15 protein-coding genes are annotated in these 16,555 nt (G+C 75.4%); 10 read left to right on the plus strand and 5 right to left on the minus strand.

From position 1 onward, the window contains the following. Nucleotides 1-54 precede the first annotated feature (54 nt). Complete coding sequence (gene eccB, locus M2302_RS10480; protein WP_280837711.1) at nt 55-1,446, minus strand: type VII secretion protein EccB; 1,392 nt, start codon at nt 1,444-1,446, stop codon at nt 55-57. A gap of 133 nt (nt 1,447-1,579) precedes the next feature. Between eccB and M2302_RS10485 the strand changes: the two genes are divergently transcribed. From M2302_RS10485 to M2302_RS10510, 6 genes are all read left to right on the plus strand, one after another. Then, the gene (locus M2302_RS10485; protein WP_280837712.1) at nt 1,580-2,182 is read left to right on the plus strand and encodes a class I SAM-dependent methyltransferase; all 603 of its coding nucleotides are present in this window, start codon (nt 1,580-1,582) and stop codon (nt 2,180-2,182) included. 108 nt (nt 2,183-2,290) lie between these two features. After that, nucleotides 2,291-3,004 carry a spermidine synthase gene (locus tag M2302_RS10490; RefSeq protein WP_280837713.1) on the plus strand — a complete coding sequence of 238 codons (714 nt, stop codon included), beginning with the start codon at nt 2,291-2,293 and terminating at the stop codon, nt 3,002-3,004. A gap of 75 nt (nt 3,005-3,079) precedes the next feature. Continuing rightward, on the plus strand, nt 3,080-3,259 hold the full coding sequence (locus M2302_RS10495; protein ID WP_280837714.1) for a hypothetical protein: 180 nt from the start codon (nt 3,080-3,082) through the stop codon (nt 3,257-3,259). A gap of 142 nt (nt 3,260-3,401) precedes the next feature. Further along, the gene (locus tag M2302_RS10500) at nt 3,402-4,403 is read left to right on the plus strand and encodes a hypothetical protein (protein WP_280837715.1); all 1,002 of its coding nucleotides are present in this window, start codon (nt 3,402-3,404) and stop codon (nt 4,401-4,403) included. 242 nt (nt 4,404-4,645) lie between these two features. After that, a complete protein-coding gene (locus M2302_RS10505; RefSeq protein WP_280837716.1) occupies nt 4,646-5,659 on the plus strand; it encodes a hypothetical protein in 1,014 nt (337 codons plus the stop codon). Nucleotides 5,660-5,764: 105 nt separating this feature from the next. Then, a complete protein-coding gene (locus M2302_RS10510; protein ID WP_280837717.1) occupies nt 5,765-7,447 on the plus strand; it encodes a long-chain-fatty-acid--CoA ligase in 1,683 nt (560 codons plus the stop codon). A 156-nt stretch (nt 7,448-7,603) separates the two neighbouring features. Here the strand turns inward: M2302_RS10510 and M2302_RS10515 are convergent, their stop codons facing one another. Then, complete coding sequence (locus tag M2302_RS10515) at nt 7,604-9,445, minus strand: acyl-CoA dehydrogenase (protein ID WP_280837718.1); 1,842 nt, start codon at nt 9,443-9,445, stop codon at nt 7,604-7,606. A gap of 22 nt (nt 9,446-9,467) precedes the next feature. After that, on the minus strand, nt 9,468-10,952 hold the full coding sequence (locus M2302_RS10520) for an ATP-binding protein (protein ID WP_280837719.1): 1,485 nt from the start codon (nt 10,950-10,952) through the stop codon (nt 9,468-9,470). A gap of 363 nt (nt 10,953-11,315) precedes the next feature. On the opposite strand from M2302_RS10520, the gene M2302_RS10525 reads away from it, so the two are divergent. From M2302_RS10525 to M2302_RS10540, 4 genes are all read left to right on the plus strand, one after another. After that, a complete protein-coding gene (locus tag M2302_RS10525) occupies nt 11,316-11,771 on the plus strand; it encodes a hypothetical protein (RefSeq protein ID WP_280837720.1) in 456 nt (151 codons plus the stop codon). A gap of 82 nt (nt 11,772-11,853) precedes the next feature. Continuing rightward, nucleotides 11,854-12,372, plus strand: coding sequence for an ImmA/IrrE family metallo-endopeptidase (locus M2302_RS10530; RefSeq protein ID WP_210777513.1), 519 nt, complete (start codon nt 11,854-11,856; stop codon nt 12,370-12,372). After that, on the plus strand, nt 12,369-13,643 hold the full coding sequence (locus M2302_RS10535) for an MAB_1171c family putative transporter (RefSeq protein ID WP_280837721.1): 1,275 nt from the start codon (nt 12,369-12,371) through the stop codon (nt 13,641-13,643). Before M2302_RS10530 ends, M2302_RS10535 begins: the two co-directional genes overlap by 4 nt. Before the next feature lie 82 nt (nt 13,644-13,725). Further along, nucleotides 13,726-14,244, plus strand: a complete 519-nt coding sequence (locus tag M2302_RS10540; protein ID WP_280837749.1) for a hypothetical protein — start codon at nt 13,726-13,728, stop codon at nt 14,242-14,244. 41 nt (nt 14,245-14,285) lie between these two features. On the opposite strand, the gene M2302_RS10545 is transcribed toward M2302_RS10540, so the two are convergent. Next, on the minus strand, nt 14,286-15,050 hold the full coding sequence (locus M2302_RS10545) for a hypothetical protein (protein ID WP_280837722.1): 765 nt from the start codon (nt 15,048-15,050) through the stop codon (nt 14,286-14,288). A gap of 106 nt (nt 15,051-15,156) precedes the next feature. Continuing rightward, entirely contained in the window at nt 15,157-16,329 is a 1,173-nt protein-coding gene (locus M2302_RS10550) for an alanine--tRNA ligase-related protein (protein ID WP_280837723.1), read from the minus strand. Nucleotides 16,330-16,555: the final 226 nt, after the last annotated feature.

The raw sequence follows: 16,555 nt of genomic DNA on the forward strand, positions 1-16,555 counted from the left end.
GCCCTGACCCACTCGCGGCGGGCGCCCCTGGGCCCGACCATCGCCAGGCCTGGGTCAGGCGGGGGCGGCCACCGCCCGCGCGGCGGCCGGGTCGAGCGGGCTGCCGGCGGGCACCAGGCTGACCAGGCCGGCGGGCAGCCGCACCGGCCGCACGTCGCGGTAGCCGAGCATGCCCAGCACCTCGGCGCCGGCCAGCACGTACCGCCGGCCCAGGTCGGTGACGACGGAGACCGCGCCGCCGGTCGCGCCGGGCGCGGCGACGGACTCCACCACCGCGCCCCGGCCGGGCTCGACCACCACGTGGTCGGCGAGCACCGCACCCCGCCCGGTGGCGGCGCCGGTGCGGGCCACGGCGGTCAGATCGGGCAGGGTGGCGCCGACGCGGACGTCGCGGACCTCGCCGTCGTCGCCGACCCGCGCGCAGAGCCCGCCACCGTCCACGCCGGCCAGCCGGGGCGGCGACGCGGGTGGGGCGGTGGGGCCGCTCGGCACCAGGTCCGGCAGCTTGGGCAGGGCGGCGAACCGGCCGAGGGTGATCGGCTTCGGGTCGCCCTGACCGGTGCGGGCCATCAGCAGGGCCGCCTGCAACTCGGTGATGCCGGCGAGGCCGTCGGACTCGGCGACCGCGTACTGCCGGCCGCCGCCGGAGTTGCGGACCAGGTAGACGTCACCGACCGCGGCGCCGGCGACCCGGGCGGCGGGCTGACCCAGCTCGGGCAGGGCCGGCGGGGCCAGGTCGGCGCCCGCGGGCAGCGTGTTGAGCAGGGCGGGCGCCACCGGCACCGCCCGCTCCCGGGTAGCGGCCAGTGCCGCCAGCACCCGGCTGGTGTCGCGCAGCAGGAAGCGCCGCTCCCGCCAGACGAGATGCAGGGTGCCGTCCGGATGCCGGACCAGCACCCCCTCCTCGCCGGTCGGCCGCCCGCCGGTGGCCTCCCGACCGATGAGCAGCGCCGAGCGGGGCGTCGGACGCCCGGTCCCGGCCGGCACGACCGAGCAGACCGTCCACGCGGCGGTCGAGAGCCGCCCGGGGGCGGGCAGCGAGTCCGGCGCGTCGGCGATGCCCAGCGGCAGGCCCCGGGGCACCCCCTCGATGGACCGGCGGGAGACCAGCACCGTGCTGGACCGCTCGGCCCCGATGATCAGCAGCGCGGAGGCGTAGTTGAGCACCGGGTGCAGCTTGCCGTCCCGGTAGACGAACCGGGCGCCGGACTCCTTCTCGACGATCACCGCGCCCGGGTCGCGCCACTTGCTGCCACCGCCGGCGAAGAGGCCGTACAGGGCGAAGCCCCCGAGCCCGATCGCGGCCACCAGCACGCTCGCCAGACCGGCGCCGGCGAGCCGCCGGAACGGCGACCGCGCCGGGTCGGTCTCCCGCATCACCAGCGCGGCGACCGCCCGCTGCACGGTGAACTGGTACGAGTGGAGCTGGTCCTGCCGCGACGGCATGGCGTCCCTTCCGGCGAGTCGTCGGCGGACAGGATATGCGCTGCGTCGATGTCCCGGCGACCCTGCGTCGTCACGGCCGCACCGCCCGGCCGGATGTCGCGCCCCAGGTTCGCCGATCGCGTATAACCGGACCGTGGACAGCAGTGAATGGGACGCGCGGTACGCCGCCTCGACGGAGCTGGTGTGGACCGCCGAGCCGAACCGTTTCGTGGTGGAGGCGATCGCCGACCTGCCCCCGGGTGACGCACTCGACCTCGCCGCCGGGGAGGGGCGCAACGCGGTCTGGCTGGCCGGGCGGGGCTGGCGGGTGACCGCGGTCGACTTCTCACCGGTGGCGGTGGCGCGCGGCCGGGAGCCGGCCGCCCGCCGGGGCGTACCGGTGGACTGGCGGGTCGGGGACGTCACCGCCGACGCGCCCGAGCCCGGCCGGTACGACCTGGTGCTGGTCGCCTACCTGCACCTGCCCCCGGCCGCGCTGGCGACGGTGCTGGCCGGGGCGCGCGACGCGCTGCGGCCCGGCGGCACGGTGGTGGTGGTCGGGCACGACCGGGCCAACCTGGAGGGCGGCGTGGGCGGCCCGCGCGAGCCGGCGATCCTGCTCACGCCGGAGGAGGTGACCGCCGGTCTCGACGGGCTGCGGGTACGGCGGGCGGAGACGGCCCGCCGCCCGGTGACCGTCGACGGCGACACCGTGGACGCGCTCGACACGGTGGTGGTGGCGACCCGGGCGGCGTGACCGCCGGGGTGGGAGGTCACCGCAGAGTGCGCCGGCCGGTCAGGGTCGCGGGATGAGCCGGACCCGACCGGTAGCATCCCGCACGGACGGTGGCGGCGAGGAGGCCGGGTGGGCACGCGATTCGAGGAACTGGCCTGGCGGGAGACCCCGATCGGCGAGATCAGCCTGCGCCGGCGCCGCGACCCGGCGCTCGACGTCGACGTGTACGAGGTGAAGCTCGACGACGAGTTCCTGATGTCCAGCCTCTTCCCGGTGGCGGAGATCGAGCTGGCCCGGTTGGGGCTGGCCCCGCTGACCGGCGACGCCCTGGACGTGGTGGTCGGCGGCCTCGGCCTCGGGTACACCGCGCGGACCGCGTTGGAGGACCCCCGGGTGCGCTCGCTGGTGGTGGTCGAGGCGATCGAGGACGTCATCGACTGGCACCGCCGGCAGCTGTTCCCCTTCTCCGCCGGGCTGGCGCCCGACCCGCGTACCCGGTTCGTGCGGGCCGACTTCTTCGCCGCCGTCGCCGGCGGCACCGGCCTCGACCCGGCGGATCCGGACCGCCGGTTCCACGCCGTGCTGCTGGACGTGGACCACTCGCCGCGGCACGTCCTGCACCCCAGCCACGCCCCCTTCTACCGGGCGGACGGGCTGCGCCGGCTGGCCGACCTACTGCACCCGGACGGGGTGTTCGCCCTCTGGTCGGACGACCCGCCGGACGAGGATTTCGGCCGGGTGCTGGCCGAGGTGTTCCCGACCTCGCAGGCCCACGTCGTCCGCTTCGCCAATCCGTTGACCGGCGGCGAGAGCGCCAACACCGTCTACGTCGCCCGACGCTGACCGACGTTTCCGCGCCCGGCCGGCATGTCCGGCCCCCAGGGGGAGGCGCGCGGACAGTCGATCAGGGAGGCGAAGATGCGGACCGTGCTCTGGATCGTCGGCATCGTCGGCGGCGCGCTCGTCCTGCTGGGGCTGCTCCTCGAGGCGGTCCGTTGGCTGGTCGTCATCGGGGCGATCGCACTGGTGGTGGTGATCGTGCTGGCCTTCGTGCGGGGCCGGCAACTGATGCGACAGCACTCCCCCGGTCGCCGATAGGCGAACGCCTGGGCCGGCCGCGGGCGCGGGCGGGAACGCGAACGGGTTGTCAGGTATCGGACAGATTGCAACCCGACCTGGCCGTCGAGGGTTCTCCCGTCACACCGTCCGGAGCACCCGGACCGACCACGGGGAGATACCGATGACCCACCTCGCTCGACGCAGGATGCTGGCGGCGGCCACCGCCGGGCTGCTGTCCGCCGCGATCGGCGTCGCCACCGCGCCGGCGACCGCCGCGCCACGGACGGCCAGCGCCAGCGCCTGCAAGCTGTCCACCCTGCCCTACCCCGCCGATGTCTACCGCGCCGACGCGCGGGCCATCGACCGGACCGGCCGGTTCATCGCCGGCACCGCCCTGCGGGTCGGCGAGGAGAGCAACCAGGCCCTCCTGTTGGTGTGGGACCGCGGGCGGCTCACCACCATCGAGTCATCGCTCGCCGAGAACGTGGCGGACGTCAACACCGCCGGCACAGTGGTCGGCAGCGGCTGGGCCGATGGCAGGATCCGGCCGTGGATCCTGCGCGACGGCGCCGTCGCACTCCTCCCGTCGCCGCCCGGCGGCGCGGAGCCGACGGCGATCAACGGCGCAGGAGACATCGTCGGTGTGGGGGTGGACCCGGACACCTACGACCCCTTCACGGTGCGGTGGCCGGCCGCCCGGCCCGGCACGTTCGAGGTGCTCGACGCCCCGGCCGGCGCCGTGCCGCAGGGCATCACCGAGGACGGCACCATCGTCGGCACCGCCGGCGAGTTCGCGGCGTGGACCGGCTGGGTGCGGTACCCGGACGGACGTGTCGAGGCGCTCACCGTGCCGGGGGCCCGCACCACCATCGTCTACGCGGCGCAGGGCCACTGGGCGATCGGTCGGGTCAACCTCGGTGACGGCAACCAGGTGAAGGTGCGCTGGGACCTGCGCGACGGCTCCTGGTCGCGACTCGCCGACGAGCTGCCGTTGGTGACCGACGTCAACAAGCGCGGGACGGTGGTCGGCGGCGACCGGATCGCCCGCGGCGGCACCTCCCGCCTGCTGCCCGGGGGCGGAGCACGGGTGGGCTTGGGCGCTGAGGCCATCTCGGACACCGGCACGGTGGTCGGCTTCCGCAACGACGGCCGGCTCACCCCGGTGCGCTGGAGCGGCTGCTGACTCCACCGACTGCGCCGCCGGCATCGGCGGCGTCAGTTGCGCCGTCGCCGGTGCGGGTGTCCCGCCCGCACCGGCGACGGCGGGGGAACCGGAGGGACCTGACCGCCGAGCGGCCCGATCCCCGCCACGTCGATGCCGCAGCGGGTTCCCGGCCGCGGCGCGGTGCAACCGGGCGGTGCCCTCACCCGTGAACAGGGCATGGACACCGCCCGGAAGCCCGGGCGCCAATGCCGGGAGCAGCCATGACGCGGACCATCCCGAACAGCCTCCTCGCCGGCCTCACCGCCGGCGTCCTCACCGCGACGCTGGGCGCGCCCGGCGTCGCCACGGCGGCGACGGGGCCGCGTAGCGCGACGCTCTGCACGAGCCGCCCACTGCCGATGCCGGCCGACGTGACGCACGGCGAGGCTCGGGCGATCGACCCGACCGGACGGTTCATCGCCGGCCGGGGCCTGCGCATCACCGGGGACGTACGGGAGGAACTGCTGCTGCTCTGGGACGGGCCGAGGGTCACCGTGGTGCCGTCCGACCCGTCCCGGCGCCTCGCCGCCGTCAACCGGTACGGCGTGGTGGTTGGCAGCGCCTTCGTCGACGGCACCTTCCGTCCGTGGCGCTACCGCTACGGCCGGCTGGAGTGGTTGCCCGTGCCGGCGACGGTTTCCGGGACCTGGCCGCTCGGGATCAACGCCCGCGGTGACATCGTGGGCCAGGGCTCGGTGGAGGAGACCGAGACCGCCCTGCCGCTGCTCTGGCCGGCGGACCGGCCGGGCACGGTGGAGGTGGTCGACGCGCCGGCGGACTCGGCCGCGCAGGAGATCCTCGACAACGGCACCATCGTTGGCACCGCCGGCGCCTCGGGCGGTGCGACGGGGCCCACCGCCTGGGTCCGCTGGCCCGACGGACGGATCGACCGGCTCACCGCGCCGGGCATGACGGGTACCTGGATACGGGCCGCCCAGGGTGACTGGGCGGTCGGGGGCGCCGGTCCCGAGGGGGACCAGACGCCGATGCGCTGGAACCTGCACAGCGGGTCGGCGGTTCCGGTGCACCCGGGGCTGCCGTCGGTGCAGGATGTCAATGCGCGGGGCACGGTGCTCGGCGACCGGGCGGTCGACCGCGGTGACCGGCTCGTCCCGCTCCCCGGCACGGTCCCGGGCGCGGTGATCATCATGGCCTGGGCGATCGCGGACAACGGCACCATCGTCGGTTCCGTCAACGGCGCCCGGCTGCGCCCGATGCGGTGGAACGGCTGCTGACCCGGACCTACGCAGGCGTAGGTTACCGGTAGGTAGGTTAGGCTGGGGCGGTACGCCCGGTCGCGACCGGCGGGCGGACCGTCGTGCCCAGCGAGGGGAGACCCGATGGACCTGACCACCGAGCGGCCCTGGCTGCGCAGCTACGCCCCCGACGTGCCGGCGACCATCGCGCCGTCGGAGGAGTCCCTGGTCGACCTGCTGCGCGCGGCGGCCGGCCGGTTCGGCTCCCGGGTCGCGCTGGACTTCTTCGGGTCCACGACCACCTACGCCGAGCTCGACGCGCAGGTGGCCCGGGCGGCGGAGGCGCTGCGCCGGCTCGGCGTCGCCGCGGGCGACCGGGTGGCCCTGGTGCTGCCGAACTGTCCGCAGCACGTCATCGCCTTCTACGCCGCGCTGCGCCTCGGCGCGGTGGTGGTCGAGCACAACCCGCTCTACACCCCGCAGGAGCTGGGCCACCAGCTCGCCGACCACGGCGCCCGGGTCGCCGTGGTCTGGGACAAGGCGGCGCCGCAGGTGCGGGGCGCGGGCGCGGTGGAGACCGTGGTCGCGGTGGACCTCACCCGCGCGCTGCCCAGGGCGAAGCGCTGGGCGCTGCGGCTGCCGCTGGCGAAGGCGCGGGCCGCCCGGGCGGCGATGACGGCTGCGGCGCCGGGCGCGCTGAGCTGGGACGCGCTGCTGGCCGCCGCGCCGCCGCTGCGCGCCGAGCACCCCGCGCCCGGCCCGGACGACACCGCGCTGCTGCAGTACACCGGCGGCACCACCGGCATCCCGAAGGGCGCCGTGCTGACCCACCGCAACCTGCGCGTCAACGCCGCGCAGGGCCGCGCCTGGGTGCCGGGGCTGCGCGACGGCGAGGAGACCGTGTACGCCGTCCTGCCGCTGTTCCACGCGTACGGGCTGACGCTCTGCCTGACCTTCGCGGTGAGCATCGGCGCCACCCTGGTGCTGCTGCCCCGCTTCGACGTCGACCAGGTGCTCGACGCGGTCCGCCGCCGCCCGCCGACGTTCCTGCCCGCCGTCCCGCCGATCTACGAGAAGGTGGCCACCGCCGCCCGCGAGCGCGGCGTCGACCTCACCTCCGTCCGGTACGCCATCTCCGGCGCGATGGCCCTGCCGCCGTCCACGGTCCAGCTCTGGGAGTCGGTCACCGGCGGGCTGCTGGTCGAGGGGTACGGCATGACCGAGACCTCCCCGGTGGCGCTGGGCAACCCGGTCTCGCCCGCCCGCCGGCCGGGCACCGTCGGGGTGCCGTTCCCGTCCACCGAGGTCCGCATCGTCGACCCCGAGGACCCGTCGGTCGACCGAGGCCCCGGCGAGGCCGGGGAGCTGCTGATCCGGGGCCCGCAGGTGTTCTCCGGCTACTGGAACCGCCCGGAGGAGACCGCGGCGGTGCTGCTGCCGGGCGGCTGGCTGCGAACCGGGGACGTGGTGGTGATGGACCCGGACGGCTTCGTCACCGTGGTCGACCGGATCAAGGAACTGATCATCACCGGCGGCTTCAACGTCTACCCGTCCGAGGTGGAGGACGCCCTGCGCCGGGTGCCCGGGGTGGCCGACGCCGCCGCGGTGGGGCTGCCCGGCGAGCACGGCGGCGAGGAGGTCGTCGCGGCGGTGGTGCTGAACGAGGACCACGCGGCCGATCCGGAGAGCCTGCGCACGTCCTGCCGGCAGCACCTGACGGCGTACAAGGTGCCGCGCCGGGTGGTGGTGGTCGAGGAGCTGCCCCGTTCGCAGATCGGCAAGATCCTGCGCCGTGAGGTCCGCGACCGGCTGCTCGCGCAGGACTGAGCCGGGCGGCGCTCCCGGCTCAGCCGGCGGACCTCGGCCCGCACCGGCCCCGGCGGTCGCCACCACCGTCGTAGCGTCTCCAGCCGGGCGTCGCGGTCCACCGGCCCCGACGGGGTCTCGGGAGGGTCCATCGGGGCCAGGGACCGGTGCCGCTACTCAGAACCACTCGTCGCGCATGTCCAGGGTGGTCCGGTCGAGGCCGTCCAGCAGGTCGAACCGGGCGGTGGTGCGGGGCAGTTCGAAGCGGAAGAAGTACCGCGCCGCCTGCCGCTTGCCGGCGTAGAAGGCGGCGTCCGCGTCGCCACCGCCGTCCGCCGCACCGCCGGCCGCCGCGCCGGTCGCGGCGTCGACGGCGAGCAGCTGCTCCAGCCACATCCAGGCGACCACCACGTGCCCGACGGCCTCCAGGTAGAGGCTGGCGTTGGCCAGGGCGAGCGCGGGGTCACCGGTGGCCCACAGCCGGCGGGTGGTGCCGGCGATCCGGTCGACCGCGGCGCCGAGCTGGGCGGCCAGGCCGGCGGCCTCCCCGTCGGCCTTCCACGCCCGGCTCACCGTCGCGGAGATCGTCTCCAGCAGCAGGGACAGCCCCGCTCCGCCGTCCATGGTCGCCTTGCGCCCGAGCAGGTCCAGCGCCTGGATGCCGTGCGTACCCTCGTGGATCGGGTTGAGCCGGTTGTCCCGCCAGTGCTGCTCGACGTCGTAGTCGCGCGTGTAGCCGTAGCCGCCGTGCACCTGGATGGCCAGGTCGTTCGCGGCCAGGCACCACTGCGACGGCCAGCTCTTGGCGATCGGGGTGAGCATGTCCAGCAGCAGGTGCGCCCGGGCCCGGTCGGCCGGGTCGGGGGCGGTCTTCTCCTCGTCCAGCAGCCGCCCGCAGTAGAGCACCAGCGCGAGGGCGCCCTCCACGTAGCTCTTCTGGGCCAGCAGCATCCGGCGCACGTCGGGGTGCGCGACGATCGGCACCTGCGGCACCGTCGGATCCTTGTCGGCGAGCGGCCGGCCCTGCGGGCGCTGGCGGGCGTACGCCAGGGACTTCAGGTAGCCGGTGTAGCCGAGCGCGGTCGCGCCGGCCCCGACGCCGATGCGCGCCTCGTTCATCATGTGGAACATCTGGGCCAGGCCCTGGTGGGGCTTCCCCACCAGGTAGCCGACCGCCCCGGGGCGACCGTCCGGCCGGTGCACTCCCTCGCCGAAGTTGAGCAGGGTGTTGGTGGTCCCCCGGTACCCCATCTTGTGGTTGAGGCCGACCAGCACCACGTCGTTGCGGGCGCCGAGCGTGCCGTCGGGGCCGATGAGCACCTTCGGCACGATGAACAGCGAGATGCCCTTCACCCCGGGCGGGCCGCCGGGGATCCGGGCGAGTACCAGGTGGACGATGTTCTCGGCGAGTTCGTGGTCTCCCCCGGAGATCCACATCTTGGTGCCGAAGAGCCGGTGGCTGCCGTCGTCCTGTGGTTCGGCGCGGGTGGTGATGTCGGCCAGCGAGCTGCCGGCCTGCGGCTCCGACAGGCACATGGTGCCGAAGAACCGGCCCTCGACCATCGGCCGGACGAAGGTGTCGACCTGGGCGGCGCTGCCGTGGGCGAGCAGCAGGTTGGCGTTGCCCAGGGTCAGGAACGGGTACGCCGCGGTGCTCACGTTCGCGGCCTGGAGGAAGCCGAACGCGGCGGCGGAGACGACGTGCGGCAGCTGCAGCCCGCCGACGCTCTCGTCCATGCTCGCGCCGAGCAGCCCGGTGCCGGCGAAGACGTCCAGCGCGGCCTTGACCTGGGGGATCATGCGGACCCGCCCACCGTCGACGACGGGTTCGCTGGTGTCCGCGGCCCGGTTGTGCGGGGCGAAGTGCTCGGCGGCCACCCGTTCGGCCAGGTCGAGCACGTCGTCGAAGGTCTCCCGGGAGTGCTCCGCGTAGCGGGGCCGCTCGGTCAGTCGGGGCGCGTCCAGCCACTCGTAGAGCAGGAAGCGCAGGTCACGACGGGACAGCAGGGTGGACGACACGGATCTCCTTCCGTCGTACGCCTCAACCGAGCCGGAGCCCGGCGATGGCGTCACGCAGGTCATCCTGGCTGATCGGGCCGGCCGGCGCACCGTCAGATGCCTCACGCATCGCTTTGGCGAGTTGCACCCGGCGCAGCACCTCGCGGAGGTCCGCGCCGGTGAGACCCGCGGTGAGCGCGGCCAGCCCGCGCGGGTCGACGTCGTCGGCGAACATCCGGAAGCCGGGGCGCTCGTGCCGGTCGATCAGCTCCCGGACCATCTTGGCGATGATCTCGGCGCGGCCGCTCTCGTCGGGCGCCGGGATGGCCAGCTTGACGTCGAAGCGCCCGGAGCGGGTCAGCGAGGCGTCGACCCGGTGCGGGAAGTTGGTGGTGGCCACCACGATGACGTCCGGGTTCTCCTCGATGAGGGTGTTCATCTCCTGCTTGAAGATGCCGGCGACCGCGTTGACGGCCTGGCTGGCGGCGTCCCCGCCCGCGCCGGCGTAGCTGATGATGCTGTCGAACTCGTCGAAGAGCATCACCGTGGGCTGCCGGTAGCCGCGCGCCTCGCGGAAGATCTGCTTGATGTTGCGCTCGGAGCCGCCGAGATACTTGTCGAGGATCTCCGGGGTGCGGATCTCCCGGAAGTCGGCGCCGATCTCGTTGGCCAGCGCGCGGGCCAGCATGGTCTTGCCGGTGCCGGGCGGGCCGTACAGCAGGATGCCCTGCGGGCGGCGCGCGCCCCAGCGGGCCATCACCTGGGGGTGCCGGAACGACACGGCGATCTCCCGGAACCGGGCCACCACCTCGGCGAGGCCGCCGACCTGGTCGAGGGTCACCGCCGCGCTGCCCGGCGGCGTCGCGGCCGGCTCCGGCCGGACCCCGAGGGTGTACGCCCGGCCGCGCAGCACCGCCGGTTCCGGGGTGTCGCCGGCCAGCTCACGGACGGCTTGGAGGACCAGGGCGACCATCGCCGTCAGGTGCGCCGGGGTGACGTCGGCGCTGAGCGTCGCGCCGCGCACGGTGACCAGCCGCCCGCCGGGCTCGGCGTGGTGGCTGATCTCGGGGCGCAGTCCCAGCTCGCGGGCGCGGTCGAGTACGGCCGCCCCGGCGGCGTCGGGTGGCGGCGCGGCGGGTGCGGGCGGGCGGAACCCGAGCCGGCGGGACGGCTCGGCGGCCACCCGGCCGGCGGTGGCGGCCATCCGGTCGGCGCGGGGATCGCCGGCGGCCAGCCGCTGGGCCAGCAGCATCCCGGCCGGGCCGGCCAGGCCGAGCGCGAGCAGCCCCACCGCGGTGGCGGGCACGCCGGCCCGCACCGAGGCGTCGAACCGGTGCTCCCCCGCCTCGACGCGCACGGTGAACCGCACCCGGCGCACCGGGTCGGGAAAGGTGGCGTCGGCCAGCAGCGCGACGGGGCCGGCGGCGGCCGCCGCGAGCAGGCCGGCCGGGTCGACGAGGGTCACCCGGGCGCCGAGCAGCGTCCCGGTCTCGGTGTCCGGCCGGAGTGCGTACCCGTGTCCCGTCATGCGTCCACGTCCCTCGCCGCTGCGGTCCCCGCCGGCAAGTCTGACACCCGCCCACCCCGGCTGCCACCGGGCGGACGTCATGGGCAGGGGTGCGGCACGGCGTACCGCACCCCTGCGGCGGGCCGGGCCCCGGCCCGGCCGCCCGCGTCCCGTGGTGATTCCGACGGACCCCCGATGGCGCATGGCTGCGCGCTCCCGTCGAACCTGCCAGGACGCCCCTGGCATTGGGCGGTGCCACGATCACACCAAAGTGTCCACTCCCCGTGCCAGGGGTGGTAATGCTATACATACTCGCGGTAGCGGCGTCAACAGTCGGTGCCACCGTCCCGGCCGGTGTCATCGCCCACGTGCGGAGGAGTCCCCTTGCCCCAGGTCACCGAGCCGCACGACGACTCCTTCGCCGCCCGCCTGGACTGGCTCTTCCGGACGGTGACCGACCCGCAGGGCCGGCCGTACAGCGTCCGGCACGTGGCCCAGGAGCTGACCCGGCGCGGCTGCCGGATCTCGCACACCCACCTCAGCAACCTGCGGCAGGGGCGCGCGCCGGACCCGCGGCAGTCGGTGGTGGACGCCATCGCCGCCTTCTTCGGCCAGCCGTCGCGCTTCTTCGCCCCCGGTCCGGACGACGTGGACGGTGGGCGCGACCTCGCGCACGCCCTGGCCAACCCGCACATCAAGCAGGTGGCCATGCGGCTGGCCGACGCCCGGCTCTCCCCCGAGGGCCACGCCGCCGTGGTGGCCATGATCGAGCAGGTGGAGCGCCTGGAGGCCGCCGCCCGCGCCCGCCGCTCCGGCGAGCGCCCGGCGGAGGCGAGGTGAGGACGGAGCGGGCCACCGGCGGTGGCGGGGTCCGGCTGCCGGCACCGCGGGACGGGTCCGCCCAGCACCCGGCGCCGGCCCGATGATCCGGCGACGACGCGCGGCGGGCGAGGACCAGCTCCGGCAGTTGCGCCGCCAGTCCGAGCAGGCCCTGGACGCGCTCGGACTGACCGGCGGCTTCACCTTCGGCGAGCTGCACGAGCGGGTGGAACGCCGACGCGGCCGGCCGGTGCACCTCATTCCCCGCGAGCTGCCCGCGCTGGCGCCGCACGGGCTCTGGGTGGCCGGCGAGCACGCCGACTACATCTTCTACGCCGCCAACGCCAGCCCGGTGCGTCAGCGCCTGATCATCGGGCACGAGTACGGCCACGCCCTCTTCGACGACGCCTCCCCGGCGTCCGAGCTGGACCGGCCCGCCGCCGCGCCGGCCCCGCTGGCCCGCAGCTCGTACGACGTGCCGCAGGAGCGGCGGGCGGAGATCTTCGGCAGCCTCGCCGTGCAACGCGCGGAGAGCTGGTCGGAGATACCGGTCACCGCCCCGGCCGACATCGCCCTCGCCGACCGGCTCGCCGCCGCCCTCGAAGGACGCCGCCACCCGTGATCAGCCTCGTCCGTGACCTGATGATCGGCGTGACGCTGACCTGCTGGGTGATGAGCCTCTACAAGCTGCGCGACCTGGCCCGCAACCCGCGCTACCGGCCGCTGCGGGCGCTCTGCCTGGCCCTGGTCGGCATCACGGTGTCGCTCACCATCCAGCCGTTCATGCCGGCCCTGGACCGGGCGCTCGGCGTGCTCGACCTGGCCCGGCTGCTGTCCAACTGCCTCACCCTGGTCTCGGCCACCGCCGCGCAGGCCTTCCTGCTGCACATGACCGGAGACGACGAGCGCACCCGGCGCCGGGTGCGCCGCCGCACCGTCGCGTTGCTGGTCAGCATCGCCGCGATCGCGGTGCTCTTCGCGCTGACCCCGGCGCGGACGGCCCTGGACGACCCGCGGGTGGCCAGCGGCCGGTACTACGGCGACCCGTTCGACGCACCCTTCCTCTACGTCTACCTGACCTACCTGGGCTGGTCGATGACCCAGGTGGTGGCCCTGGCCCACCGGTACGCGCGGCAGGCCGGCCGGCCGCTGCTCCGCCTCGGCCTGCGACTGATCGTGGCGGGCGCGGCCTGGGGCCTGGTCTACGTGCTGGGCAAGCTGACCGCGGTGGCCGCCGGCGCGCTCTGGCCCGACTCCGCGCTCGTCTCCGACGCGGTGGTGGTGTTCAGCTTCACCGTCTCCATCCTGCTCATCCTGATCGGCTCGACGCTACCGTCCTGGGGGCCGCTGGTCGGTCTCGACCGGCTCGGCGCGCGGCTGGGGGCCGTCGTCGACCATCACCGGCTGCGTCCGCTCCAGGCGGCGGTGCACCGGGTGCTGCCGGAGATCGCGCTGCTGCCCGAGCCGCGCGGACCCGCCGGGCTGCTGGCGGTGCTGCGCGACCCGTACCTGCGCCGGGTCCGCGCCACCGTGGAGATCCTCGACGGGTACGCCACCCTGCGCCCCTGGATGTCGGCCGCGCTGCTGCGCGCCGCCGAGGCGGCCGGCCGCCGGGCCGGCTGGAGCGGTGCACGGCTCGCCGCCGCCACCGAGGCGACCGTGCTGGCCGCCGCGCTGCAGGCGCGGGCCGCCGGGGCGCCGCCGGCCGCCGACCACGAGGAGCTGCCCGACCTGCCGGCCGGGGGTGCCGACGGTGGGGAGGCCGCGGAGCAGGTCGCCTGGCTCGTCCGGGTGGCAAGGGCCTACCGTTCCCCGGAGGTCGCCCGGTTACGGGCCGGGCTGGGCCCGGCGACCGGCACCGAGAACAGCGAGAGGAAACAGCGTGTCCAGTGAGACCAGGGTCGTCGCGCCCGCCGGCCCCAACGTCGCGCGGATCGTCACCGAGGTGTTCGCCCCGGCCGTGTGGGCGGCGGCGATGCCGGTGGTCGTGGCGCTGCACGCCACCGCGCCGGCCTGGCTGACCGGCCTCGGCTGGGCGCTGCTGGCGATGCTGTTCAGCGCGGTGGTGCCGTACGGGATCATCTGGCTCGGGGTGCGGCGCGGCCGGCTCACCGACCACCACATCGGGGTACGCGAGCAGCGGCGCGCGCCGCTGGTCGGCGGCCTGCTCTCGGTGCTGGCGGGCATCGCGGCGCTGGTCCTGCTCGGGGCACCCCGGGCGCTGGTGGCGATGGTGATGGTGATGTTCGCGGTGCTGCTCGTGGTCACCGCGGTCAACCAGGTCTGGAAGCTCAGCGCGCACGCGGCCGTCGCCGCCGGGGCGGTCGGGGTGCTGGTGGTCGTCTTCGGGCCGGCGCTGCTGGTCGCGTTCGGCCTGGTGGCCCTGATCGGCTGGTCCCGGGTGCGGCTGGGTGACCACACCGCCGCCCAGGTGCTCGCCGGCGGCGTGGCCGGCGTGCTGGTCGGCGTGCCGACGTACCTGCTGCTCGGCTAGCCCACCGGTCCCGCCGCCGAGGTGATCGAGGGTGGACGAGGTCAGCTGTTCACGAACTCGTAGACCTCCGCCGGCGCCGGGCCGATCTTCCCGTCGAACGGCGCGCTGAGGTCGGGCTTGAAGCCGTGCCCCGAGTAGCTGATCTCGGACGGCTGCTCCGGTCGGCCCCCGGCGGCCGGCAGGGTGAAACGCAGGCCCAGCAGCCGCCGCTGGGAGTCCACGGTCGCCTCGAACGGCACCGCCCCGGTCTGCTCGGGGGTGAGCGACCGGAGGTACGCGTCGTCGATGAGGCGGCTGGCGCCCGGTTCGGTCGCCCGGGTCAGGTCCAACGTGCCCCGATAGCCGCGCTCGCCGTTGCGCTCGGCGGTGCCGACTCCGGCGAGCAGGTCCTCGGCGTGGGCCGGGTCGCCGAACCGCTCCAGCGCGGCCCGGCGCGCCGGGTCCACCTTCGTCATGTCCAGCCGGGTCCACCGGTCCTCGGTCAGCGGGTTGCTGCGGACCAGGTGCTGGCCGTCCCGGTGCAGCACCTCGAAGGTCACCCGGGCCTTGGCGATCTCGCCGCCGACCACCCTGATCCGCAGCCAGCCGTCGCGCCCGTCGACCGCGCCGGCGCCGATGGTGGTGGGCGTGCGGAACTGGAAGCTGTAGGGGCCCCGGTCCAACGCCTTCGCCGCCTGGCGCAGCTCGTCGGGCGCGGACGGCCCGGACGGGGTCGCGGCGTCGCCGGTGGCGAGGTCCCGCGCCACGCCGCAGCCGGTCAGGGTGAGCAGGAGGGCGAGCAGGCTCGCCGAGGCACGGACGGTCACCGGACACCTCCCCCGAGGGCGGACCGCCGCCGGCCGTCCGACGGCGGTCCACAGCGGATACCCAGGTGGCGGCGCCCGCAATCCACCCCCTCGGGTCCGCGCCCGGTCAGCCCGCCTCGCCGAGCGGCCCGTCGACCAGCTCGCGGGGCAGCCCGTGGGTGTCGTGCAGCCACGCGTAGTCGGTGTCGGTCAGCGGCCCCCGGGACCGGCACCGCTCGACCACCGGCCGCCCCCGCCGCAGCAGGGCCCGGAAGCGCCGTTCCTCGTCGACCAGCACCTGGCGCAGCGGCCCGACGTCGCCGCCCTGGCGGAACCGGCGCAGGTTGTCCGCGTACGGCTGATCGGGCAGCTCGGCGAGGGTTCGGGACTCATCGTCGCGCCACAGCGTGGTCAGCGCCCGCCGGACCAGCCGGCGCAGCACGTAGCCCCGGCCGGTGTTGGCGGGCCGGACGCCGTCGCCGAGCACCACGACCGCCGAGCGCAGGTGGTCGCAGACGATCCGGTGCGCCGTCTCGTCCAGCGGCCACCGGTCGCGGACCGCCTCGACCCAGGGGGTCAGGCCGGCGCACTCGAAGACCGACCGGCCGCCGCGCAGCACCATCTCCAGCCGCTCCAGGCCCATCCCGGTGTCGATGTTGGGCTGTGGCAGCGGCTCCAGCCGGCCGTCGTCGTGCCGGTGGTAGCGCATCCGCACGTGGTTCCAGACCTCCATCCACCGGTCGTCGCCGCCGGGGGTGCCGGTGGGCGGGCCGTCGCCGGTCCAGACGAAGATCTCCGAGTCCGGCCCGCACGGCCCGGTGGGGCCGTTGGACCACCAGTTCTCCGCGCGGGTCAGCTCCACCGGCACGCCGAGCTCGGTCCAGGTCGCCAGCGCGGTCTCGTCGGGGCCGACCTGGTCGTCGCCGCCGAAGACGGTGGCGTGCAGCCGGCCCGGGTCGACGCCGAAGCCGTCGGTGAGCAGCTCGTAGCCCCAGCGCAGGCTCGGCCCGATGCCGTAGTCGCCGAGCGACCAGGTGCCGACCATGTCGAAGACGGTCAGGTGGGTCGGGTCGCCGACCTCGTCCAGGTCGGTGGTGCGCAGGCAGCGCTGGACGTTGACCAGGCGCCGGCCGGACGGGTGGGGACGGCCCGCGAGGTAGGGCGTCAGCGGGTGCATCCCGGAGGTGGTGAAGAGGACCGGATCGCCCGGCGGTGGGATCAGCGGGCTCTCCGGCGCGGACCGGTGGCCCCGCCGGTGGAAGTGGTCGACGAAGGTGCGGACGATGTGCTCGGGTGTCATGGCGCGGGCCTTCCGGTGAGGGTGCGACCGGTACGGCCCGCCGCGCGGACGCGGGGGTGCAGACGCGCGAACGCCGGCGGACCGTTTCCGGTCGCCGGCGTGGGGTCAGGTGATCAGGCGGCGGCAACCGGCGAGCGGGAAGCTCGCGCGGCCGCGGCGGTGGTGCGCCTGATCTGCATGGCCCGACCGTACCGCGACGACGGCGCCGCCGGCCACCGCATTCCGG

This window comes from Micromonospora sp. A200 (assembly GCF_029893845.1).
In the GTDB taxonomy this organism is placed as follows: domain Bacteria; phylum Actinomycetota; class Actinomycetes; order Mycobacteriales; family Micromonosporaceae; genus Micromonospora; species Micromonospora purpureochromogenes.